At 68.9% G+C, this 18,981-nt stretch carries 25 protein-coding genes; 14 read left to right on the top strand and 11 right to left on the bottom strand.

Annotation, left to right across the window (positions count from 1 at the left end; translation table 11 throughout):
• Position 1 precedes the first annotated feature (1 nt).
• Both QO010_RS19080 and QO010_RS19075 read right to left on the bottom strand, forming a co-directional pair.
• The gene (locus QO010_RS19080; RefSeq protein WP_307351828.1) at positions 2-928 is read right to left on the bottom strand and encodes a hypothetical protein; all 927 of its coding nucleotides are present in this window, start codon (positions 926-928) and stop codon (positions 2-4) included.
• Between the two features lie 68 nt (positions 929-996).
• Positions 997-1,698, bottom strand: a complete 702-nt coding sequence (locus tag QO010_RS19075; protein WP_307351827.1) for a glutamine amidotransferase-related protein — start codon at positions 1,696-1,698, stop codon at positions 997-999.
• Positions 1,699-1,786: 88 nt separating this feature from the next.
• Between QO010_RS19075 and QO010_RS19070 the strand changes: the two genes are divergently transcribed.
• Positions 1,787-2,284, top strand: a complete 498-nt coding sequence (locus QO010_RS19070; RefSeq protein WP_307351826.1) for a hypothetical protein — start codon at positions 1,787-1,789, stop codon at positions 2,282-2,284.
• Between the two features lie 173 nt (positions 2,285-2,457).
• Here QO010_RS19070 and QO010_RS19065 read toward each other — a convergent pair whose 3' ends face one another.
• The 4 genes from QO010_RS19065 to QO010_RS19050 form a co-directional block, all read right to left on the bottom strand.
• A complete protein-coding gene (locus QO010_RS19065; RefSeq protein ID WP_307351824.1) occupies positions 2,458-3,717 on the bottom strand; it encodes a CCA tRNA nucleotidyltransferase in 1,260 nt (419 codons plus the stop codon).
• A gap of 230 nt (positions 3,718-3,947) precedes the next feature.
• On the bottom strand, positions 3,948-4,586 hold the full coding sequence (locus tag QO010_RS19060) for an NUDIX hydrolase (protein ID WP_307351823.1): 639 nt from the start codon (positions 4,584-4,586) through the stop codon (positions 3,948-3,950).
• Positions 4,583-5,155 (bottom strand): DUF1285 domain-containing protein, encoded by a 573-nt coding sequence (locus tag QO010_RS19055; protein ID WP_307351821.1) that lies wholly within the window; start codon positions 5,153-5,155, stop codon positions 4,583-4,585. The genes QO010_RS19060 and QO010_RS19055 overlap by 4 nt, the downstream gene beginning before the upstream one ends.
• Positions 5,156-5,342: 187 nt before the next feature.
• Positions 5,343-5,828: a GNAT family N-acetyltransferase gene (locus tag QO010_RS19050; protein ID WP_307351819.1), complete on the bottom strand. Its 486-nt coding sequence runs from the start codon at positions 5,826-5,828 to the stop codon at positions 5,343-5,345.
• A gap of 129 nt (positions 5,829-5,957) precedes the next feature.
• Here QO010_RS19050 and QO010_RS19045 point away from each other — a divergent pair, with 129 nt between their 5' ends.
• The 5 genes from QO010_RS19045 (at position 5,958) to QO010_RS19025 (ending at position 8,647) form a co-directional block, all read left to right on the top strand.
• A complete protein-coding gene (locus QO010_RS19045) occupies positions 5,958-6,188 on the top strand; it encodes a hypothetical protein (protein WP_307351817.1) in 231 nt (76 codons plus the stop codon).
• Between the two features lie 212 nt (positions 6,189-6,400).
• A complete protein-coding gene (locus tag QO010_RS19040; RefSeq protein WP_307351816.1) occupies positions 6,401-6,703 on the top strand; it encodes a hypothetical protein in 303 nt (100 codons plus the stop codon).
• A gap of 2 nt (positions 6,704-6,705) precedes the next feature.
• Positions 6,706-6,936 carry a hypothetical protein gene (locus QO010_RS19035; RefSeq protein WP_307351814.1) on the top strand — a complete coding sequence of 77 codons (231 nt, stop codon included), beginning with the start codon at positions 6,706-6,708 and terminating at the stop codon, positions 6,934-6,936.
• A 94-nt stretch (positions 6,937-7,030) separates the two neighbouring features.
• Complete coding sequence (locus tag QO010_RS19030) at positions 7,031-8,227, top strand: acyl-CoA dehydrogenase family protein (protein WP_307351812.1); 1,197 nt, start codon at positions 7,031-7,033, stop codon at positions 8,225-8,227.
• A 24-nt stretch (positions 8,228-8,251) separates the two neighbouring features.
• On the top strand, positions 8,252-8,647 hold the full coding sequence (locus QO010_RS19025) for an MmcQ/YjbR family DNA-binding protein (protein WP_307351810.1): 396 nt from the start codon (positions 8,252-8,254) through the stop codon (positions 8,645-8,647).
• Here the strand turns inward: QO010_RS19025 and QO010_RS19020 are convergent.
• Positions 8,595-8,873: a hypothetical protein gene (locus tag QO010_RS19020; RefSeq protein ID WP_307351808.1), complete on the bottom strand. Its 279-nt coding sequence runs from the start codon at positions 8,871-8,873 to the stop codon at positions 8,595-8,597. The two genes, QO010_RS19025 and QO010_RS19020, sit on opposite strands and share 53 nt — an antisense overlap.
• A gap of 50 nt (positions 8,874-8,923) precedes the next feature.
• On the opposite strand from QO010_RS19020, the gene QO010_RS19015 reads away from it, so the two are divergent.
• A complete protein-coding gene (locus QO010_RS19015; protein WP_307351807.1) occupies positions 8,924-9,484 on the top strand; it encodes a cysteine hydrolase family protein in 561 nt (186 codons plus the stop codon).
• A gap of 7 nt (positions 9,485-9,491) precedes the next feature.
• On the opposite strand, the gene QO010_RS19010 is transcribed toward QO010_RS19015, so the two are convergent.
• A complete protein-coding gene (locus QO010_RS19010; RefSeq protein ID WP_307351805.1) occupies positions 9,492-9,932 on the bottom strand; it encodes a MarR family winged helix-turn-helix transcriptional regulator in 441 nt (146 codons plus the stop codon).
• A gap of 132 nt (positions 9,933-10,064) precedes the next feature.
• Between QO010_RS19010 and QO010_RS19005 the strand changes: the two genes are divergently transcribed.
• Positions 10,065-11,633, top strand: a complete 1,569-nt coding sequence (locus QO010_RS19005; RefSeq protein ID WP_307351803.1) for an FAD-dependent monooxygenase — start codon at positions 10,065-10,067, stop codon at positions 11,631-11,633.
• A 15-nt stretch (positions 11,634-11,648) separates the two neighbouring features.
• Here the strand turns inward: QO010_RS19005 and QO010_RS19000 are convergent, their stop codons facing one another.
• Positions 11,649-12,110: a VOC family protein gene (locus QO010_RS19000; RefSeq protein ID WP_307351801.1), complete on the bottom strand. Its 462-nt coding sequence runs from the start codon at positions 12,108-12,110 to the stop codon at positions 11,649-11,651.
• Positions 12,111-12,473: 363 nt separating this feature from the next.
• Between QO010_RS19000 and QO010_RS18995 the strand changes: the two genes are divergently transcribed.
• The 5 genes from QO010_RS18995 (at position 12,474) to QO010_RS18975 (ending at position 16,503) form a co-directional block, all read left to right on the top strand.
• Positions 12,474-12,710 (top strand): hypothetical protein, encoded by a 237-nt coding sequence (locus tag QO010_RS18995; protein ID WP_307351800.1) that lies wholly within the window; start codon positions 12,474-12,476, stop codon positions 12,708-12,710.
• A gap of 34 nt (positions 12,711-12,744) precedes the next feature.
• Positions 12,745-13,158 carry a very short patch repair endonuclease gene (locus QO010_RS18990; protein ID WP_307351798.1) on the top strand — a complete coding sequence of 138 codons (414 nt, stop codon included), beginning with the start codon at positions 12,745-12,747 and terminating at the stop codon, positions 13,156-13,158.
• Positions 13,155-14,318 carry a DNA cytosine methyltransferase gene (locus tag QO010_RS18985; protein WP_307351797.1) on the top strand — a complete coding sequence of 388 codons (1,164 nt, stop codon included), beginning with the start codon at positions 13,155-13,157 and terminating at the stop codon, positions 14,316-14,318. The genes QO010_RS18990 and QO010_RS18985 overlap by 4 nt, the downstream gene beginning before the upstream one ends.
• Before the next feature lie 115 nt (positions 14,319-14,433).
• Positions 14,434-15,123 carry an Eco29kI family restriction endonuclease gene (locus tag QO010_RS18980; RefSeq protein WP_307351796.1) on the top strand — a complete coding sequence of 230 codons (690 nt, stop codon included), beginning with the start codon at positions 14,434-14,436 and terminating at the stop codon, positions 15,121-15,123.
• A 117-nt stretch (positions 15,124-15,240) separates the two neighbouring features.
• A complete protein-coding gene (locus QO010_RS18975; RefSeq protein ID WP_307351795.1) occupies positions 15,241-16,503 on the top strand; it encodes an MFS transporter in 1,263 nt (420 codons plus the stop codon).
• Between the two features lie 5 nt (positions 16,504-16,508).
• Here QO010_RS18975 and QO010_RS18970 read toward each other — a convergent pair whose 3' ends face one another.
• Both QO010_RS18970 and QO010_RS18965 read right to left on the bottom strand, forming a co-directional pair.
• Positions 16,509-17,084, bottom strand: a complete 576-nt coding sequence (locus QO010_RS18970; protein ID WP_307351794.1) for a hypothetical protein — start codon at positions 17,082-17,084, stop codon at positions 16,509-16,511.
• Positions 17,085-17,089: 5 nt separating this feature from the next.
• Positions 17,090-17,866, bottom strand: coding sequence for a hypothetical protein (locus tag QO010_RS18965; protein WP_307351793.1), 777 nt, complete (start codon positions 17,864-17,866; stop codon positions 17,090-17,092).
• 189 nt (positions 17,867-18,055) lie between these two features.
• On the opposite strand from QO010_RS18965, the gene QO010_RS18960 reads away from it, so the two are divergent.
• Positions 18,056-18,973 carry an SDR family NAD(P)-dependent oxidoreductase gene (locus tag QO010_RS18960; protein ID WP_307351792.1) on the top strand — a complete coding sequence of 306 codons (918 nt, stop codon included), beginning with the start codon at positions 18,056-18,058 and terminating at the stop codon, positions 18,971-18,973.
• The last annotated feature ends 8 nt before the right edge of the window (positions 18,974-18,981 follow it).

Raw genomic sequence — 18,981 nt, 5'->3', positions numbered from 1 at the left:
GCTAGTTGGGCCGCCGGGTCGAGATCGGTTCGTCCGGGTTGCTGGGCGGCGGGGCCGGGATCGGGGTCAGCCTGGGCGGCGGCGGCTTGACGGCGGCCGGCGGCGGGGCGGGCGGCAGGTCCAGCGGCGCCGGCGCGAGGTCCGGGACCGGCGCGGCCACGGGCGCGGCGGCGGCGGGCTTGGGCGCCGCGGGCTGGGTCGAGGCCGGCTTGGGCTGCGAGCCGCGCAGGCTCGGCGCCGGCGTCGTCGCGGGCGGTTCGACCGGCGGCGGCGCAACTTCCGGCCCCGCGGTCGGCGCCGGCAGGGTTGGCGCCGGCGGCGCGGCCGGCGTTGTGGTCAGCGCCGGGGCTTCCTGGGCCGGCGGAACCACCGGGGCCGGCCTGGCCCGCATCATCATGAACACCGCCGCCGCCAGGCCGACCAGGGCCAGGACCACCAGACCCAGGGCCAGCATGCGGCCGGATAGCCATCCGCTCGACGCTTTGCGGGTCGCGGGCGCGCCGGGAATCGGCGCGGTCAGGGGCGCGTCCTCCACCGCCACGGGCGCCGGCACGATGACCGGCTCGGGAATGGCGTTCGGCAGCGGCGCGCGGGCCGCCGGCGACAAGGTCTCCATCGGCTCGGGCCGAGGCCCCATCACCGGCGAGGAGGGCGGGCGCATGGCCGGCGGCGTAGGGCGCAGCGGCGCCTGTCGCTGCGCCTCCGGGTTGGGGCGGGTCGGCAGGCTGGGAATGACCGAGGCCTGCCCCGGCGCGGCCAGGGGCGAGCCCGTCACGACGCTGCGGGCCGATTCGTAGCTGGGCCGCGAAGGCCCGCGCTGAGTCGGCGGGGGAGCCTCGGGTTCGGCGCCCGGCCGCAGCGGCGCCTGGCCCGAATAGCGGTAGGCGGTCGGGCGGGCATAGGGATTGCGTCGCGGGTCGTCGGCCATGGACTTCGATCTCAAACTGCCAGCCCCGCGTCCCGATAGACACGGACTGGGCCGGTTTCGTGGCGATCCTACCCTACCGAGCGGGCCAGGAAATCCCCGATCCAGCCCCCAAGCCGGGCATTGTCGTTGGGAAGCTGCAGGCTGGCGATGGCGGTGTCGGCCTGGGCCTCGGTGTAGCGGCTGCCGCGCCGCGCCTCGATCAGCGCCTGGGCGTAGGGCGGCTTGAACTCGGGATGCAGCTGGACCGACATGGCCTTGTCGCCCGGATAGTCCAGCAGGCCGTAGGGACAGAAGTCGCTGCCGGCCAGCACCTCCACGCCCGGCGGCAGCTCGACCACCTGGTCCTGGTGTGAGCCCGGGACGGCCAGGGTGTCGCCGCCGTCCATCCAGTCGGCATGCTTCTCGACCATGTAGCGGTTGAGGCCCACGCCCCAGCCCTTGGGTGACTTGATGACCTTGCCGCCGAACGCCTCGGCCATCATCTGATGACCGAAACAGACCCCGACCAGGGGAACCCGGCCCCGCACGCTCTTCAGAAAGTCGCCCAGCGGCGCGATCCAGGGCAGGTCGTCATAGACGCCCGCCGACGAGCCGGTGATCAGAAAGGCCTGGGCTTCGTCGGCCGCGCCCGGCAGCTTTCCGGCCGCCACGTCATAGCTGACATAGTCGTAGCCGGGGCCCAGCAGGTCGCGGAACATGGCGCCATAGTCGCCGAACCGCTCGACCAGGCCGGGCGGCGGCGCGCCGGTTTCCAGGATGCCGATCTTCATGCGCAACAGGTGGCGCGGCGGCGGCGATCCGGCAAGCCCCAATCGCGCCCGATTTCAGGGTCACACGGGACAGGCTATAGGGGGTTGTATGCGTATCGTTCTCGCCGTCATCGCGCTTTTCACACTCACCGCCAGCCCGGCCTTCGCCGACTGGGGGTTCGCCCGCTGGGGCGACAACCCCGGCCAGGTCATCGCCGCGTCGGGCGGCCAGGTGCGCGCCTCGACCAGCGGCACGGATGACGACACGGTCGAGGCCTTCCCGATCGGGGCGGTGGCGCCGGCCTGGCTGCAGGGCGGCCTGCCCTTCCGCGCGGTCTTCTATTTCGACATCGACAAGGACGCCCTGCGGATGGTCAAGCTGACCCCGCCCCGGGGCGAGGCCCTGTGCGCGCGGCTGCGGCTCTGGCTGATCGGCCGCTACGGCGATCCGCAGTCCAGCAGCAACAAGGCGGTGCTGCGCATCGACCAGTGGTTCGCCACCCCCGAGGGCAACGACATGAGGCTCTCACAGGTCGGCACGGGCGAGGCGGCGCTGTGTTCGCTGGTCTATGTGCCGGCGAATACGCTGTACCGGCCGAAGGGATAGTTATTCCTCGCCCCTTGGGCGAGGGGGACCACGAAGTGGTGGAGTGGGCTCTGGGGAGCACACGGCGTTTCAGGCACGCCCACTCCGGCAGTGCTCAATCCGGACGCACCGTGTGCGCCTCGGCCCACTCCGTCGGCTTCGCCGCCACCTCGCCCAAGGGGCGAGGAATAACCTCAGTAAACCATCCCCTGCACGACCGCCTTCAGCCGCTCCACCGCGGCCAGCCTGTCGTCGATGAAGTCCTGGTCGATCCACCAGTCCTCGACCTCTCGCATCACCTGGCCGACCATCGGCCCGCGCGGGGCGCCGGCGGCGATGACCTCTTCGCCGGTCAGCGGGAAGGGCGGCGGGGTCCAGCTTTCGGCCAGGGCCAGCAGGCCGCGCCATTGGGTGGCCGCCGCGCTGCGTTCGCTGGCCGCCCAGGCCAGCTTGATGCGGTCCTGGAAGGTGCGCACCCCCAGGCGATAGACCGCCCGCCGCGCCTCGCGCGGGCTCATCCAGGAGACGATGCGCGGCTCCTTGCCGGCTGCGGCGATCAGCCGGTCCTTGGTGGCGTTGGAAAGCCGCAGGCGCTCGGCCAGGTCGCGGGCCACCTTGGCGTCGTCGGGGATCAGGGCGGCCAGCCGCAGTTCGCCGTCGGTTTCGAACAGCTGGCTGGTCTGGATTTCCACCAGGGCCTCGAACCGGCCCATGGCCTTGACCATCGGCAGCACCGCCGACAGCACGCTGGTCGCCGCCATCAATCGGAGGGCCGAACGCGGGTCCTCCGCTTCCAGCAGCTTGAGCACCTCTTTCGCCGTCCGCTCGGCCGCCCGGCCGCTCAGCATGCCCTTCAGCGCCTTGCAGGCCTCCAGGGCGGCGCTGTCGGGCTCGCCCTGGCCGTACCAGGCCTGGAAGCGGAAGAAGCGCAGGATGCGCAGGTAATCCTCGCGGATGCGGGTCATCGCATCGCCCACGAAGACGATCCGCCCGGCCAGGGCGTCGGCCACCCCCTGCCCTGTCGGGTCGTGCAGGGTCCCGTCGCGCTCGGCATAGATGGCGTTGAGGCGGAAGTCGCGCCGCTGGGCGTCCTCCTCCCAGCTGTTGGTGAAGGCGACCACCGCGCGGCGCCCGTCCGTGGAGACGTCGCGGCGCAGGGTGGTGACCTCGAAGGGCTGACCCATGGCCACGGCGGTGATGGTGCCGTGCTCCACGCCGGTCGGATGGGCCGACAGCCCCGCCGCCTCCAGCGCCTCGGTGACCTGGTCGGGGGTCAGGGTGGTGGCGATGTCGACGTCGTCGATGGGCGTCTTGAGCAGGGCGTTGCGCACGCAGCCGCCCACGAACCGGGCGCAGCCGGAAAAGCCGCGCGCCTCCAGGGCCTCCATCACCGCCTGGGTGGCGGGGGCGGTCATCCAGGGCTGGGGCGAGAGCTTGGTGGGGAGCGTGGTCATGCGGGATGAGGGCTTAGCGGTCGGGTCCCAAGATTCAACCCCGAACTTATCTTCTCCTCCCCGCGAAGCGGGGGAGGGGGACCGCGCCGAAGGCGTGGTGGAGGGGGCGACCGCGCTCACGGCGGTGAGAGGTTGGCAGGGAGCGGACCCGGAAAAGCCCAGCACGGCCCTCGCCCCCTCCACCATGCTGCGCATGGTCCCCCTCCCCCGCTTCGCGGGGAGGAAAGGAGCTAACCCATCGCCGCTCCGTAGAGGCGGTCATAGAGGGCCCGCAGCATGCCCGCCGTCGCGCCCCAGATCAGCTGGTCCTCCCAGCTCATCGCATAGAAGTGCCGCCGACCGCCGTCGGGCATGTCGTAGAAGCGCTTTTCGTGGTTGGCCGGGTCCATCAGGAAGCCAAAGGGCGTCTCGAAGATGTGGGCCACCTCGTCCGGGCTGGGGGTCAGCACGATGTCGGGCCGCACGAAGCCGACCACCGGGGCGATCAGATAGCCGGTGCCGGTGCGGTAGGGCGTCGACATCCCCGCCAGGCTGACCGCCGCCGGGTCCAGCCCGATTTCCTCATTGGCCTCGCGCAGGGCGGTCTGCGAAGGGGTCTCGCCCGGATCGCAGCGGCCGCCGGGAAAGGCCACTTGCCCTGTATGCCGCCGTAGCGTCTCGGACCGCCGGGTCAGGATCACGCTCAGCCCCGCCTCGCGCTCGACCAGCCCGACCAGCACCGCCGCTGGAGTCAGGACCCCGCCCGTCCCTGGCATGTCGGGGTTGAGGTCGAAGTCCGAACGAATCTCGCGGTCGCCCAGCGCCTGGTCGTCCAGCGGATCGAGATGTCGGGAAATCCAGTCGCGCAGTTCAGGTCCCGGCCGCGTCACAGACAGTGCGCTCCGGCCGGCCCGACCGGGAACCAGGCCCCGTTCGACTCGACGCCCAGGCGGGGCCCCTCGGCCGTGTCGCGCTCGGCGGCCATCTCGACCAGCTCATAGAAGACCGGCCGGGCGATCAGCGCCTCCAGCCCGCGCCGCACGTGCAGATAGGGCCGCGGCTCGCCGCTGGCCGGGTCGAGGTCGACGCGGATCTCGTGCTCGGGCCCGGCCTCGACCTCGTCGCCGACATTGGTGAGGAACCGCAGCGCCCCGCTCTCCAGCCGGTCGACCCGGGTGGCGATGAAGGGGGCGTCCTCGACGACGATCTTCATCTTCTCGACCGGGGTCACCAGGTGGAAGCCGTCGGGATCCTTGCGCAGCACGGTGGAGAACAGCCGGACCAGCGCCTCGCGGCCGATCGGCGTGCCCTCATGGAACCAGACGCCGTCCTTGCGGATGCGGATATCGATCTCGCCGCAATGGGCCGGATTCCACAGATGCACCGGCGGCAGCCCCCGCCCCGGGGCCTGCTTGGCCGCGGCGATGACGCCGTCCAGTCCGGGTTTGGGGTCGGTCATGGGCTCAATCTAGGGAGCACTGCGCGCGGAAGGAAGGATTTCACCACGAACAACACGAACAACACGAACGGGATCGCGCAAGCCCGAGACCGACCCGAAGGGTCTGTTGCTGGAACAGGCCTTCGGCCGGAAGGGCGCGTTCGGCGCCGTCGGTTCGTGTTGTTCGTGTTGTTCGTGGTGAAAATCTTTAGGCCAGAACCGCGCCAACCAGCGCCTCGGTCCCGCCCTCGACCAGCGCCCGCGCCAGCACCCGCCGCCGATCCACCGGCCCCGGCATCTCCACGCCCGGCGCGATTTCAAAGCCCATCCGCCCAAAATACGGCGCATCCCCGACCAGCAGCACCGCCCGCCAGCCGGCCTGGGCCGCCGCCGCGCAGGCCGTCTCGACCAGGGCCTCGCCCAGGCCCCGGCCGCGCCAGGCCATGTCCACCGCGATCGGCCCCAGGAAGATGCAGGCGGCCCCGCCAACGCTCACCGGCCACAGCCGCACCGACCCGGCCAGCCGGCCGCCGTCCCAGGCCACGAAACTCAGGGCCAGCTCCGGCCCCCGCCCCTCGCGCAGCCGCTCGGCCGCCTTGGCGAATCGGCCCGGGCCGAAGGCGGCCGCGATCAGCGCCGCCACGGCGGGGGCGTCGTCGGGTCGCTCGGAGCGGAGGGGCGGCAGGGCGGACATGAGGGGCGGGCCGATAAGGCCATGCGGAGCCTGCGTCAACGCAGACGGCGCGGGCCGTATCCACAGCCCCCGCTTTCTGTTCCAATGGATGAGTCTCCCGCCCTCCGGCCGGAGCCCCCAAGGAAACCCATGATCCGCTGGCAGGGACGCCGCAATCGTCACAGGAGCGGCCCCTCGCTTTGGGCCGTGCTGCTGGTCCTGTTCGCCCTCACCGGCGCCGCCGCCATGGGCGCCCAGGCGGTCGGCTGGACCCATCTGACCGGCATGGCCGCCTATATTCCCGGCCTGCTTCTGCTGCTGGCCGTGAGCATGCAGGCCATCGTCGTGCTGCGCGCCGGCTTCAAATGGCTGGCCGGCTGAAGCCTGTCAGGCGGAAGTGGACTCCGGTTCCGCCGCCCGGACAGGCTTATCTCTAAGAATCCGTTCCATTCGGCGCGGGCTTTCCAGCGCCCGATCTGCTAGAGATGTGTCTGCCTCCTGACAGAGGCGCGTCTCGGCCCAGTCGCCCTGGCGCGCAGGGCCAAGCTTCGCACCGCGCGGCGCCCCGCAAATCCCCGGAAAGGGGACCCGCCATGAAACCCGCTACCGCCCAGCCGTCCGCCATCGCGGACGCCGCCGGCTATTGGACGATCCAACTGGTCATGCACGCCGGAACCAAGGTCGGCCATCAGCATGTCTGCCATGCCGCCAACCTGGGTGGGGCCAAGGCCATCGCCAGCCGCCTGTGCGGCGACACCCGCAGCATCGCCGGCTTCGACCTCTACCGCATCGGCCGCGTGGCCGGCTCGCCCGGCGCCGCCCTGCTGGTGGGTGAATCGCAGCCCGTTCCCGATCCCAAGGCCTGGGCCGACATGACCGCCGCGCGGATCGCCTGAGCATGGCCAAATCCCCCAAGCCCGCCAAGCCGCCCGCCGCTCCGATCCCGGCGGCGCCCGCCCCCGTGGCCGCCGCGCCCGCCCCGGCTCCTTACGTCTCGGCCTTCCAGACCCCGGCCGTCGAGCCCCGCCAGTCCTTCTTCTCGCCCCGCAACGTGCCGCTGTGGGCCAGCCTGGTGCTGATGGCCGTGGTGGCCGCCGGCGTCTGGGCCAAGCAGCAGGCCGGGGGCTGACCCCTCTGGACTGACTTGACCTGAATCAAGGGCCTGGACCGCCAATGGCGGGCAGGCTGGAGCCGTGCGCCGTCCCCGGCGCCGGAGACCCGCCATGCCCGCCCCGGCCATCGCCGCCGCCACGCTTCCACAGCCGGTGGACGACGACGCCTTCCTGGACGAGGTCCGGGCCTTCCTCGGCCGCGCCCTGACCCCGGACCTGCGCCGGGCCGGGCGTGAGACCCTGGGCGTGCATGCCGACATCGCCGCCTGCCGCCTCTGGCACCGGCGCCTCTACGACCAGGGCTGGATCGCCCCGACCTGGCCAGCCGAGTGGGGCGGGACGGGCTGGAGGGCCCGCCAACGCTATCTCTTCGATCGCGAATGCGCGGCCAACGACGCCCCGCCCCTGTTCGCCGGCGGCATCCGCAGCCTGGGCCCGCTGCTGATCGAGCAGGGAACGCCGGCCCAGCGCGCCCGCTACCTGCCGGCCATCCTCGACGGCCGCGACCTGTGGTGCCAGGGCTTCTCCGAACCCGGCGCCGGCTCGGACCTGGCCGCCATCGCCACCCGGGCCGAGCGGCGTGGCGAGGCCTATGTCGTCAACGGCTCGAAAATCTGGACCACCGGCGCCCACCATTCCAACCATATGTTCGCCATCGTCCGCACCGCCATCCTGGAGAAGAAGCAGCAGGGCCTGACCTTCCTGCTGATCGACATGGCCAGCCCCGGCCTGACCGTCCAGCCGATCCTGGGCCTGAGCGGCGAGCACGAGTTCAACCAGGTCTTCTTCGACGATGTCGCCGTGCCGGTCGAAAACCGGGTGGGCGCCGAGAACGACGGCTGGACCATGGCCAAGCGGCTGATGCAGCTGGCCCGCTCCAACAACACCCCCGCCGCCCTGGTCCGCCGCTCGCTGCGCCGGGCCCAGGCCCTGGCCGAGGCCGCCGGGCCAGACCTCGAACCCGCCGTGCGCACCGCCCTGGCCGGGCTGGAGATCGAGCTTCTCAGCTTCGAGCAGCTGGAGCTGGCCTCGCTCCCCGCCGGCCGGCCCAGGCCGGGCGACGACACCGCGCCCTCGATGCTCAAGCTGATCGGGACCGAGCTGAACCAGCGGGTCTGCGAACTGGCCCTGCAGGCCGCCGGCCCGGCGGGCCTGGCGGCGCTCAGCAGCGTGGCTGCCGACGATCCCTGGCTGGACGCCGGGGCCCATGCCGCGGCCAAGCACCTCGCCGTGCGGGCCGCCACCATCTATTCCGGCTCCAGCGAGACCCAGCGCAACGTCATCGCGGCACAGCTGCTGGCGCGGTGAGCCGTCCTGGGCAAAACTGCCCCCATGCCAGTCTCGCCCGCCGACGCCCGCCGCCTCGCCGCCGCCCTGCCGGACGTCGTCGACGCCTCCAGCGACCGGGCCCTGAATTTCCAGATCGACGGCAAGGGCTTCGCCTGGAGCTGGAACGAGCGGGTGCATCCCAAGAAGCCGCGCGTCCCCCGCCTCGACATCCTGGCCGTCCGCTGTCCCAAGGACGAGAAGGGCCCGCTGCAGTTCGCCAACCCCGAGGCCTTCGTCCAGGACCCGCACTACGCGGACTACGGCGCGGTGGTGGTCCGGCTGGACGCTATCGACGAGGCCGACCTCGCCGAGCTGCTGGCCCAGGGCCGCGAAAGCCTGCTGGCCGCTAAGCGCCGCCCCGGCGGCGCTCGAACCAGGCGATCGCCAGCCACGCGATGACGCAGCCGAACAGCGCCAGCCCGGCGGCGCTCATCAGCCAGACCTGCTGCTGTGTCACATACTGCGGCGCGTTGCTGACCAGCCGGCCGAACACCACGGCCTCGGTTCGCCCACCGGCTCCATCGGGGGCGTTCGCCGCCGACGGCTGGATCAACACCTGGACCAGGCTGAAGCCGACCAGGGCGGCCAGGGTCAGGCCCCAGAAGAGGGTGGAGAGCTTCTTCATGGCGCGGCATGATGCCAGGATTGGGTTGCGGCTGGCTTAAGGGAGAGACCATGACCACGCTCCAGAACCGTCCCAACACCGCCGTCCTCGTCGTCGACGTCCAGAACGGCGTCATGGCGAGGGCCCATAACCGGGACGCCGTCGTCGGCAACCTAGCCCGCCTGGTCGACCGGGCCCGCGAGGCCGGGGCGCCGGTCATCTGGGTCCAGCACATCAACGACAATCTGGTGAAGGACGCCGACCCCTGGCGGATCGTGCCCGAACTGACCCCGGCGCCAACCGAACCGAACATCTCCAAGCGCTACGGCGACGCCTTCGAGGACACCGACCTCGAAGCCCGCCTCGCCGCCCTCGCCGTCGGCCGCCTGATCGTCGCCGGCGCCCAGACCGACGCCTGCATCCGCGCCACCATCCACGGGGCCTTCGCCCGAGGCTACGATGTGACCCTGGCCAGCGATGCGCACTCGACGGAGGACCTCAGTCAGTGGGGCGCGCCGCCGCCGGAGCAGGTGATCGCGCATACGAACCTGTACTGGCGGTTCCAGACGGGGCCGGGGCGGGTGGCGGAGGTGGCGGAGAGTGAGAAGGTGGCGTTCCCGGCCAGCGCCTGACCCGCCGTTACGCCGACGACGGCGCCAGTTTCTGGAATATCGCCTCCAGCGCCGCCAGATCGGCCGGCGCCAGCGCCTCCAGCCCGGGCGGCGGCAGATGGTACTCCGCCAGCAATTCGGCCTTCAGGCGCGCGCCCAGCGGCGTGAGCCGGACAAGCTTGACCCGGCTGTCCTGCGGGCTCCTGTGGCGCTCGGCCAGCCCCAGGCGCTCCAGGCGCTTGACGATGAAGGTGGCGTTGGAGGGATCGCAGCCCCACTGCCGGGCCAGCGCGCCCATCGCCCGGCCCTGGGTCTCATCGAGCGCCCACAGCGCCCGGGCATCGTTGGGGGTGAGGCCGCGACTCTCGAGGCTCCGTTCCCGGGCCGGACTGGTCGAGAGGAAATAGGAGAACATCAGGCGCCACGCCCGCGCGGCGGCGTCGGTCCCGGCAGTGTTTGTCCTGGCCATCGCCCGACTGTAGCGCCTGGCGCGACGACGGAAAGGTGAGGCGCGCCTTTGGGCCGCCGCGCCGGAACCCAGCGAACGGCGATGGGTTTTGACATACTTGAAGTCATTCAACTAACTCCCATCTGGTGCGGCATGACTCATGATACGGACGTCCTGATCGTCGGCGGCAGTCTCAACGGCCTGACCACCGCCCTGCTCCTGGCCCGCCACGGCGTGCGCTGCATCGTCGTCGAACGCCACCCCGACACCACGGTGCAGTACAAGTTCGCCGGCATCTCGCCCCGTTCGATGGAAATCTTCCGCTGGGCCGGAATCGAACAGGAGATCCACGCCAGCCGGACCGGCGACCAGAAGGCCGGCGAGATCGCCAGGGCCCGCAATCTCGCCGATCCCGACCTGCAGTTCATGGGCCGGCCCTGGAGCGACATGGACACGCTGAGCGTCGCCACGGCCGAGACCTGCGACCAGGATGTGCTGGAGCCGATCCTGCGTCGTCACGCCGCCGCCGGCGGCGCCGACATCCGCTTCCACACCGAACTGGTCGACTTCACCCAGAACGAGGACGGCGTTCAGGCGACGATCCGCGACCTCGAATCGGGCGAGGCCAGCCGGGTCTTTGCGCAGTGGATGATCGCGGCCGACGGAGTCGGCGGAGCGACACGCGAGCGGCTCGGCATCGGCCGGAGCGGCCCGGGCGTGCTGCAGCACTGGATGAACCTCATCTTCGAGACCGATCTGGAACCCTTCCTGCAGGGCCGCCGCTTCACCTCCTGCTTCGTCTCCGACATCAACGCCTCGGTCACGCCGCGCCCGCGCCGATGGTTGCTGAGCCTGCAGTACCGGCCTGACCAGGGCGAAAGCCCCGAGGATTTCGACGCCGACCGGGTGCGCGATCTGGTGCGCCAGGCGGCCGGACGCCAGGACGTCCGCGTCGACCTCTTCGACGCCCGCGAATGGGCGGCGGCCGGCTTCATCGCCGATCGGTTCAGCCATGGAAGGGTGTTCCTGCTGGGCGACGCCGCCCACTCGATGCCCCCGACCGGCGGATTCGGCGGCAATACCGGCATCCACGACGCGCACAATCTGGCCTGGAAACTGGCCCATGTCCTGAACGGCCGCGCCGACCCCGCCCTGCTCGACACCTACGATGTAGAACGCCGCCATGTCGCCGCGCGCACCCTGGCCCAGGCCCTGGCGCGTCTCGCGGCCTGGTTCAAGGACCTGTCGGCCCGGCTGCCCCCGCCCGAGCCCATCGCCCCGGACGCCAACGTCATCTTCGGCCAGCACTACCCGCGCGGCGCCCTGGCCCAGGGGGCCGACCCGCCGCCATCGGGTTTCAGCAACCCCTTTGAACCCACCGGCGCGCCAGGCGAGCGGGCGCCGCACATCTGGCTGGCCGATGATCGGCGCGCGCTGCACGACGCGATCGGCGACGGCTTCCTGCTGGTGTCGGACTCGCCGGCCTGGATCGAGGCGGCCGGCGTGGCGGCGGACCGGCGCGGCGTCACGATCGCCACCTACAGCCCCCACGGGGATTCGCGAGACGCCTGGCGGGAGAAGTACGGCGTGTCGCCGGACGGAGCGGTGCTGGTGCGGCCCGACGGTTTCATCGGCTGGCGGGCGGTCGATGCTTCGGGCGCGCCGGATCAGGACCTTCGCGGGGCGTTCGACCGGATACTTGGTCCGGCGTCGCCGCGCTGATGCAACGCCAAATCGTCAGGCGCGGCTGGCCGCCTCGCGCATCCGACGCTCGATCTCCGCGTGCGGCACTTCCTCCAGGAACTCGGCCAGGCGCCAGGTGAAGCCGAACGGGTCGACCAGCGACCCGCTCCGTTCCCCGAAATACTTCGCCTCGAGGGCCTCCTCCTGAGTCGCGCCGTTCTCGATGGCCCGGCGAAACACCGTGTCGAGGTCATCGACATAGATCTTGAGGTCCAGGCCGTTGCCGCGAGGATTGCCGCCGCTAACCTTGGCGGGGTCGTTCCGTCCATCGGAGATCATCAGGCGCGAGTCGCCGATCAGGATCACCGCGACCAGCAGTCTGCCATGCATCTCGCGCCGGAAATCCTCGGTCGCCCCGAAGGCGGCCTTGTAGAAGTCCACCGCGACGGCGGCGTTGGGGACCCGCAGGATCGGGTTGAGCGTGTGGTAGCCGGGAGGGGTGGCCTTGGCTTTCATCTCGAAGGTCTCCCAGGGAAACCCGTTTAACGGCCCAAACGCCGTCCGTTTCCGTCCACCCCCGCGCCTTCGCCCGAGGCTACGATGTGACCCGAGCCAGCGACGCCCACCGACGAAGGACCTCAGCCAATGGGGTGCGCCGCCGACGGAGCAGGTGATCGCGCATACGAACCTGTCCTGGCGGTTCCAGACGGGGCCGGGGCGGGTGGCGGAGGTGGCAGCCGCAGGGAAGGTGGAGTTTGGGGCGCTTTAGACGGCGATATGGCACCGTTCTGGCCTAACCGATTTGACGTCCCTTCGAAATACTGAGGCGCCGGACGATCCTAAGCTCTACCTTCCGAATTGGTTGGAGGAGAGTCGGCCGTGGCGTTCATCAAGGCATTGGAGCGTTCCGAACGAACGCTGAGGGTTCATCGAACTCAGGTAGTCTGCACCTATGCGGTCGACACGTTGAGCGCGGGGAAACGGCTGATCCAGCTTGACACCCGCGGCTCGGAACAGCGCGAAGTCCCCGGTAAGCTAAGTCAGACCATTCAGTTCGACGAGGAAGGCGCGCATCGCCTCTGGGAGATTCTGGGACGAGAGTTTGGCTTCAAGTGAGTGGCTTCCTTCTCTAGCTAGCCGTTCTAGGTAGATGGACACGCTTACTCCTCAGCAGCGCAGCGAACGAATGTCTCGCGTCAAGTCGTCGGGCAGCCGCGCTGAGCGCCTAGTCAGATCGACCGTTCACAGGTTGGGCTATCGCTTTCGCCTGCACGCAAAAAAGCTACCCGGCACGCCCGATCTCGTTTTTCCGGTCCGCCGAAAGGCTATCTTCGTCCATGGCTGCTTTTGGCACCGCCATCCCGACCCAGACTGCCGACTAGCGCGCCTCCCCAAATCACGGCACGAATTCTGGCTGCCCAAACTGGAAGGGAATCGAGCCCGCGATCTCCGGAACCTCGCTGCCCTGGAAAGCATGGGATGGCGAACCCTAGAGCTTTGGGAATGCAAACTGCACGATCTGCCTTCCCTTGAGAACGAAATTAGAACATTTTTGGACTCATGAAATCGATCGAACTTTTCGCGGGAGCCGGCGGCCTGGGAATGGGCCTGCACAGAGCCGGCTTCGAACCTGTCAAGGTCGTCGAATGGGACCGCTACGCCTGCGACACCATTCGCGAGAATCAAGGCATCGACTATTCACCCGTCAAGCACTGGCCCCTCACCGAAGGCGATGTACGGGCCGTCGATTTTAGTCCCCTCGAGGATACGATCGATCTCGTGTCGGGTGGTCCGCCGTGTCAGCCGTTTTCACTCGGCGGACGACACCAAGCCTACAACGACACCCGGGATATGTTCCCGCAAGCCATTCGGGCCGTTCGTGAAACCCGGCCTAGGGCGTTTGTCTTTGAGAACGTCAAGGGACTCACCCGCGCGGCATTCCGCAACTACTTCGAATATATCAAACTCCAACTGGAGCATCCCGGAGTCGTGGCGAGGCCCGACGAGGACTGGACGGATCACTTAGGGCGGTTAGAAAACCACCACCTGCTAGGTTCGCGAGATGGCTTGCACTACAGGGTAGTCGCGCGGGTCCTGAACGCCGCTGACTACGGTGTTCCACAGAAACGCGAGCGGGTGGTGTTTGTCGGCTTCCGCGATGATCTCGATGTCGAATGGCACTTTCCGCGGGCTACTCATGGTCTTGATCGGCTGATCTGGGATCAGCATCGCGACGGGTCCTACTGGGAGAGGCACAAGGTCGCGATCAAGGATCGACCTTCGGAGGCCGTCTATTCACAGCGAGCCGATCGGATGTCCGAGCGACCGGTTGATTGCGCGTGGAACACCGTTCGAGACGCCATCGCTGGTCTTCCTGACCCGGAATTCGAAAAGGATAAGTCGCGCAAAATCCCCAACCATCGATTCCAAGGCGGCGCGCGCTCATATCCCGGGCATACTGGCAGTCCTCTGGATGAACCCGCTAAGACCCTGAAAGCTGGGGTCCATGGTGTCCCAGGCGGTGAGAACATGTTGGCTCGTCACGACGGCTCCGTCCGCTATTTCACGGTACGTGAGAGCGCGCGGCTTCAGACCTTTCCAGACAACTACATCTTTCACGGCTCCTGGACCGAGACCATGCGCCAGCTCGGAAATGCGGTTCCGGTGCGACTGGCAGAGGTCATCGGACGCGGCGTGGCGCTGAAGCTTCGCTTCGCGGCTTAGTGGCCCGTCGATCCAAACCACTTGAACTAACCCGGTGCATCGCCTCTAAAGTAACGTACAGAACAGGACTGCCCGCCGGGCACACACAAAGGCTCTTCAAGATTTGGAACGTGAAATGAGCGTGGTCTACAATCCGCTCGACAAGATCAATCTCGCTCGCTCTATCGAACTGGAGCTTCTTCGCCGTAGCGCCATTCCGCTTGCCGAAACCAGCACCATCAAGGGCGCCGGAGTCTATGTGATCTATTACACTGGCTCGTTCGGGCCCTACGCCCCTACGACCACGCCTGGCCCGACCGACCCCGTGGCGCGTCCCATCTATATTGGGAAGGCAATCCCTAAGGGTGGGCGCAAAGGCGGTCTTTCGACGGACGTGTCGGCTCTGGGATCCGCACTCGCCTCCCGCCTCCGAGATCACGCCGCCTCGATTGACGAGTGCCAGAATCTCGACCTGGCGGATTTCCACGTCCGCTATCTCGTGGTTGATGACATTTGGATTCCGCTCGGCGAGAACATGCTTATCGAGAGGTTCAAGCCAGTATGGAATCGAGCCATCGATGGCTTCGGCAACAAAGATCCCGGAAAACGGCGCAAAACCCAGATAACCTCGCCGTGGGATGTACTTCACCCTGGCCGTAAGGCTGCAATAAATACGACTCCCAATCCTGAGCTGACTGTCGAACTCTTGCTGCGCCGGATCGAGGATCATTTCGCTGAACGCCCGCTCACGAAGTTGCCGAAATCTGTTGAAAAGGCGCAGGCCGAGCAACAAGCCGAAGCTGAAGAAGCGGCAGACGAGATTTAGGCCGGCAAGAGAGGGCTGCGTTTGGGCTTTCGGTCTTGCCGATCTCCCATGCATCGTTCCAGTCGCCCCCAGATGCACTTGCTCCGGTCGTTGAGATCGCGCGATCTTGCCCATCTCATGACCTCCCCCACCCTCGACTCGCCCGAACAGCCTTCGACCACCCGCGAACTCCTCACCCACCGCAACTTCGTCCTCTACTGGCTCTCCCGCTGGACCGCCGTGCTCGCCGTCCAGATCGAGGCCGTCACGCTGAACTGGCAGGTCTACGAGATCGCCCGGCGGACCATGGATGTGAAGCCGGCCGCGCTGATGGTCAGCCTGCTGGGGCTGGTGACCTTCCTGCCGGTGCTGCTGCTGTTCCTGCCGGCCGGGGAGAATGCCGACCGGCGCAATCGGCGGCGGATTCTGATCGTCTGCTATCTGGTCGAGATCGCGGTGGCCGGCGTGCTGCTGGCGGTGACCTGGCGGGGGCTGGCCAATGTGCCGGTGCTGCTGGCCATCGCCGCGGCGTTCGGGGCGGCGCGGGCCTTCTTTGGGCCGGCCAGTTCGGCCATGGCGCCGATGCTGGTGCCGCGGTGCCTGCTGCCCAGGGCCATCGCGGCCAGTTCCCTGGCCTGGCAGACCGGATCGGTCGTGGGGCCGCTGATCGGCGGCTTCCTGGTCGCGGTGTCGCCGACCGTCGCCTATTCGGGCTCGCTGGCGCTCTACATCGTCGCCGTCTCGACGATGTTCTTCATCAACGCCAACACCTCGCCCGTCGTGCAGGCGGGCTCGCGCTGGGCTCTGATGAAGGAGGGGCTGGCCTATGTCTGGCGGACCAAGATCGTCTTCGGCTCGATCTCGCTGGACCTGGCGGCGGTCATCCTGGGTGGGGTGACCCTGCTGCTGCCGGCCTTCGCCAAGGATGTGCTGCAGATCGGGCCGCACGGGTTCGGCATGCTGCGGGCCGCGCCGGGGGTCGGGGCGGCGGCGGTGGCGCTGTGGCTGGCGGCGCGGCCGATCCACCGCCATGCCGGGCGGGCGATGTTCGCCGGGGTGGCGGTCTATGGGCTGGCGACGCTGGTGTTTGCGGTGTCGAAATGGCTGCCGCTGTCGCTGCTCGCCCTGGCCTTGCTGGGGGCCGGCGACATGGTCAGCGTCTATGTCCGCCAGACCTTGGTGCAGCTGGTCACCCCCGACCACATGCGCGGCCGGGTGGCGACGGTGTCGGGGCTGTTCATCGGCGCCTCGAACGAGCTGGGCGAGTTCGAGAGCGGCATTGTCGCCCGCTTCCTGGGCGTGGTCGGGGCGGGAATCTTCGGCGGGGTCGGGGCGCTGGTGGTCACCGGCCTCTGGGCCAGGCTGTTCCCCGACCTGCGCAAGGCCGACCGCCTGGCCTGACCGCCTCAGCCGGCCTTCGCCGCCGCCCGGAAGTCGGGATCGGCGAACAGCTTGGTGGTGATCTCGTTGAACAGGCCGGTGTAGTGGTTGAAGGCGTCCGGAATCGCCACCACGCCCATGAAGGCCGACTCCCAGGCCGTGTCGACCGACAGGGTCTTTTCGAACACCACCTTGCCGTCACGGGTGAGCGTGAAGCGGACGGCCAGGGACGCATGGCCGACCGGCATGCCGCTGTCGACATGGCTGTCGGTGATCACTCCCGAGAGCATCGTCGCGGAATTGGCGTCGAACCGTCCTCCGCCATCGAGCTCGGCCCTGATCGTGTCGGCCAGGTAGCGGGCGTAGGAGCCGTTGGGCGCCGCCTGGGCGCCGGCCCGCACCACGATCCGCTTGTCCATCTCCTGAGGACGTCCGGGGCCGGCGGTGAAGGCGCCGACCTTCATCGACGTCAGGTTGGCGGCGCGCAGGGCCTGGATGTTGTCCAGAGTAGCCTGGGGCGGGGCCATGGGCGGCGTGGCGCAGCCCGACAGGACCAGCCCCGCCGCCCCAAGCAGGGCGGCGGCGACGAGGCGGCGGTTCATCGGCCTCAGCCCTGCGGCGTCGGGGTGGGCTCCGCCGGAGCGGCGGCCGGCGCGGGCTCGGGCGCCGGAGGCGCAGCGGGCGTGGCCGGGACGGCGTCAGCGGGCGCGGCCGGAGCGTCCGCCGGACCCGGCGTTCCGCCAGCGAAGGCCGGGTCCTTGGCGATGTCGTTCAGCGGGTTGAGGATGATCTGGCTGGCCATCGTGAAGACGCCATCCTTCATGCTGCCGATCTTCACCGCGCCCTCAGGCGCGCTGTTGATCAGGCCCATCTGGGTGATCAGGGCATGCTTGGCCGAGCGGGTGATCTTGGGAGCGCCGGGGCCGCTGACATATTCCAGGGTGCTGACATAGTGGTCGGTGATGTTGCTGCCGGCGATGAACAGGGTGGCGCCGGTCTTGACGCCCTGGCCGGTGGCCTTGGACATTTCTTCCGGGGTGATGACGTTGTCGATGACCACGCTCAGCACCGCGCCGTTGGCCACGGGAGCCTCGCTGACGCTGGAGAACAGGCCGCTGTTGGTGACGATCTCGGTCACCTTGGCCTTCAGGAACTTGGTCGCCGCAGCGTTGGGCGAGCCCTTGGTCTTGAACTGGAACAGCAGCTGGACCGGCTGAGGACTCTCGACCTTGGCTTTGTCCTCGGGCTTCACATCGCCCAGTTCGGCGCTGACATAGGTGGCCGCCATGGCCGCCACCGGGCTGCAGGCCAGGCCCGCCGCCACCATTAGGGCCATGAACAGGCGCAGCGCGCGCCGCTCGATCGAACCCAGCAACTTAATCATAATCCGGTCCCCCGACTTGGCCCCCTTGGCCGTCTGGCGAAAGCTAGCCCGAAGACCCGAGTGGAGGCAACCGGGTGATGAGGGGTGCGACATTGATCGCGGCCATCCCGGACGGGCGGCTTGCCTGACCCTGCGTCCACGGCTTAGGACACCAGCCAACGAAGACGCGCGAGACGCAGGGAGAAGACCATGGGCGTGCTGGACGGCAAGGTGGTGATCGTGACCGGCGCGGCCGGCGGCATCGGCAAGGAGTGCGCCCTGCTGGCGGCGCGCGAGGGCGCCAAGGTGGTGGTCAACGACCTGGGCGGCGCGGTGCGTGGCGGCGACGAGGGCGATGCGGGCCCGGCCGAGCAGACGGCCCAGGAAATCCGCGCCGCCGGCGGCGAGGCCCTCTCCAACAGCGACAGCGTCACCAACATGGACGCCGTCAAGGCGATGATCGCCCAGGCCATCGACAAGTTCGGCGGGCTGCACGCCATCATCAATCCGGCCGGCATCCTGCGCGACGGCATGTTCCACAAGATGGCGGACGAGGACTGGGACAAGGTCATCGAGGTGCACCTGCGCGGCGCCTACAATGTCTCCAGAGCCTCGGTGGAGCATTTCCGCAACCAGGGCGAAGGCAGCTACGTCCACTTCACCTCGACCTCGGGCCTGATCGGCAATATCGGCCAGGCCAACTACGCCGCCGCCAAGCTGGGGGTCATGGGCCTCTCGCGCATCCTGGCCATGGAGGGCGTCGCCAAGGGCGTGCGCTCCAACATCATCGCCCCGTTCGCCTGGACGCGGATGATCGCCACCATCCCGGTCAAGGACGAGGCCTCGGCCCAGCGCGTCGACCGCATGAAGAACGCCATGCGCGCCGACCAGGTGGCCCAGCTGGCCGTCGCCCTGGCCTCCTCGGAGTCCAAGGACGTCACCGGCCAGATCTTCGCCGTGCGCGGCAACGAGGTGGTGCTGTTCGACCAGCCCCGCCCGATCCGCTCGATGGCCAACACTTCAGGCTGGACCCCGCGCAGCCTGCTCGACGTGGCCCTGCCGGCCATGAAGAACAGCTTCTTCGACGCCGGGGCCAGCGCCTCGGTCTTCCCCTACGATCCGGTCTAAGGACTAAA

It is taken from the genome of Caulobacter ginsengisoli (assembly GCF_030814835.1).
GTDB classification, from domain to species: domain Bacteria; phylum Pseudomonadota; class Alphaproteobacteria; order Caulobacterales; family Caulobacteraceae; genus Caulobacter; species Caulobacter ginsengisoli.
Note: the sequence above shows the minus strand (reverse complement) of the source record. Positions and strands in the feature narration are given on the sequence as shown.

What these genes read in the sequence shown, in the direction of transcription:
- QO010_RS18980 (WP_307351796.1), top strand. Translation starts at nt 14,434, where the DNA reads ATGAGCGTGGTCTACAATCCGCTCGACAAGATCAATCTCGCTCGCTCT.
- QO010_RS19050 (WP_307351819.1), bottom strand. Translation starts at nt 5,828, where the DNA reads ATGTCCGCCCTGCCGCCCCTCCGCTCCGAGCGACCCGACGACGCCCCC.
- QO010_RS18965 (WP_307351793.1), bottom strand. Translation starts at nt 17,866, where the DNA reads ATGATTAAGTTGCTGGGTTCGATCGAGCGGCGCGCGCTGCGCCTGTTC.
- QO010_RS18990 (WP_307351798.1), top strand. Translation starts at nt 12,745, where the DNA reads ATGGACACGCTTACTCCTCAGCAGCGCAGCGAACGAATGTCTCGCGTC.
- QO010_RS19075 (WP_307351827.1), bottom strand. Translation starts at nt 1,698, where the DNA reads ATGAAGATCGGCATCCTGGAAACCGGCGCGCCGCCGCCCGGCCTGGTC.
- QO010_RS19020 (WP_307351808.1), bottom strand. Translation starts at nt 8,873, where the DNA reads ATGAAGAAGCTCTCCACCCTCTTCTGGGGCCTGACCCTGGCCGCCCTG.
- QO010_RS19070 (WP_307351826.1), top strand. Translation starts at nt 1,787, where the DNA reads ATGCGTATCGTTCTCGCCGTCATCGCGCTTTTCACACTCACCGCCAGC.
- QO010_RS19015 (WP_307351807.1), top strand. Translation starts at nt 8,924, where the DNA reads ATGACCACGCTCCAGAACCGTCCCAACACCGCCGTCCTCGTCGTCGAC.
- QO010_RS19000 (WP_307351801.1), bottom strand. Translation starts at nt 12,110, where the DNA reads ATGAAAGCCAAGGCCACCCCTCCCGGCTACCACACGCTCAACCCGATC.
- QO010_RS19040 (WP_307351816.1), top strand. Translation starts at nt 6,401, where the DNA reads ATGAAACCCGCTACCGCCCAGCCGTCCGCCATCGCGGACGCCGCCGGC.
- QO010_RS18975 (WP_307351795.1), top strand. Translation starts at nt 15,241, where the DNA reads ATGACCTCCCCCACCCTCGACTCGCCCGAACAGCCTTCGACCACCCGC.
- QO010_RS19045 (WP_307351817.1), top strand. Translation starts at nt 5,958, where the DNA reads ATGATCCGCTGGCAGGGACGCCGCAATCGTCACAGGAGCGGCCCCTCG.
- QO010_RS18970 (WP_307351794.1), bottom strand. Translation starts at nt 17,084, where the DNA reads ATGAACCGCCGCCTCGTCGCCGCCGCCCTGCTTGGGGCGGCGGGGCTG.
- QO010_RS19080 (WP_307351828.1), bottom strand. Translation starts at nt 928, where the DNA reads ATGGCCGACGACCCGCGACGCAATCCCTATGCCCGCCCGACCGCCTAC.
- QO010_RS19035 (WP_307351814.1), top strand. Translation starts at nt 6,706, where the DNA reads ATGGCCAAATCCCCCAAGCCCGCCAAGCCGCCCGCCGCTCCGATCCCG.
- QO010_RS19055 (WP_307351821.1), bottom strand. Translation starts at nt 5,155, where the DNA reads ATGACCGACCCCAAACCCGGACTGGACGGCGTCATCGCCGCGGCCAAG.
- QO010_RS19030 (WP_307351812.1), top strand. Translation starts at nt 7,031, where the DNA reads ATGCCCGCCCCGGCCATCGCCGCCGCCACGCTTCCACAGCCGGTGGAC.
- QO010_RS19065 (WP_307351824.1), bottom strand. Translation starts at nt 3,717, where the DNA reads ATGACCACGCTCCCCACCAAGCTCTCGCCCCAGCCCTGGATGACCGCC.
- QO010_RS19025 (WP_307351810.1), top strand. Translation starts at nt 8,252, where the DNA reads ATGCCAGTCTCGCCCGCCGACGCCCGCCGCCTCGCCGCCGCCCTGCCG.
- QO010_RS19005 (WP_307351803.1), top strand. Translation starts at nt 10,065, where the DNA reads ATGACTCATGATACGGACGTCCTGATCGTCGGCGGCAGTCTCAACGGC.
- QO010_RS18985 (WP_307351797.1), top strand. Translation starts at nt 13,155, where the DNA reads ATGAAATCGATCGAACTTTTCGCGGGAGCCGGCGGCCTGGGAATGGGC.
- QO010_RS18960 (WP_307351792.1), top strand. Translation starts at nt 18,056, where the DNA reads ATGGGCGTGCTGGACGGCAAGGTGGTGATCGTGACCGGCGCGGCCGGC.
- QO010_RS19010 (WP_307351805.1), bottom strand. Translation starts at nt 9,932, where the DNA reads ATGGCCAGGACAAACACTGCCGGGACCGACGCCGCCGCGCGGGCGTGG.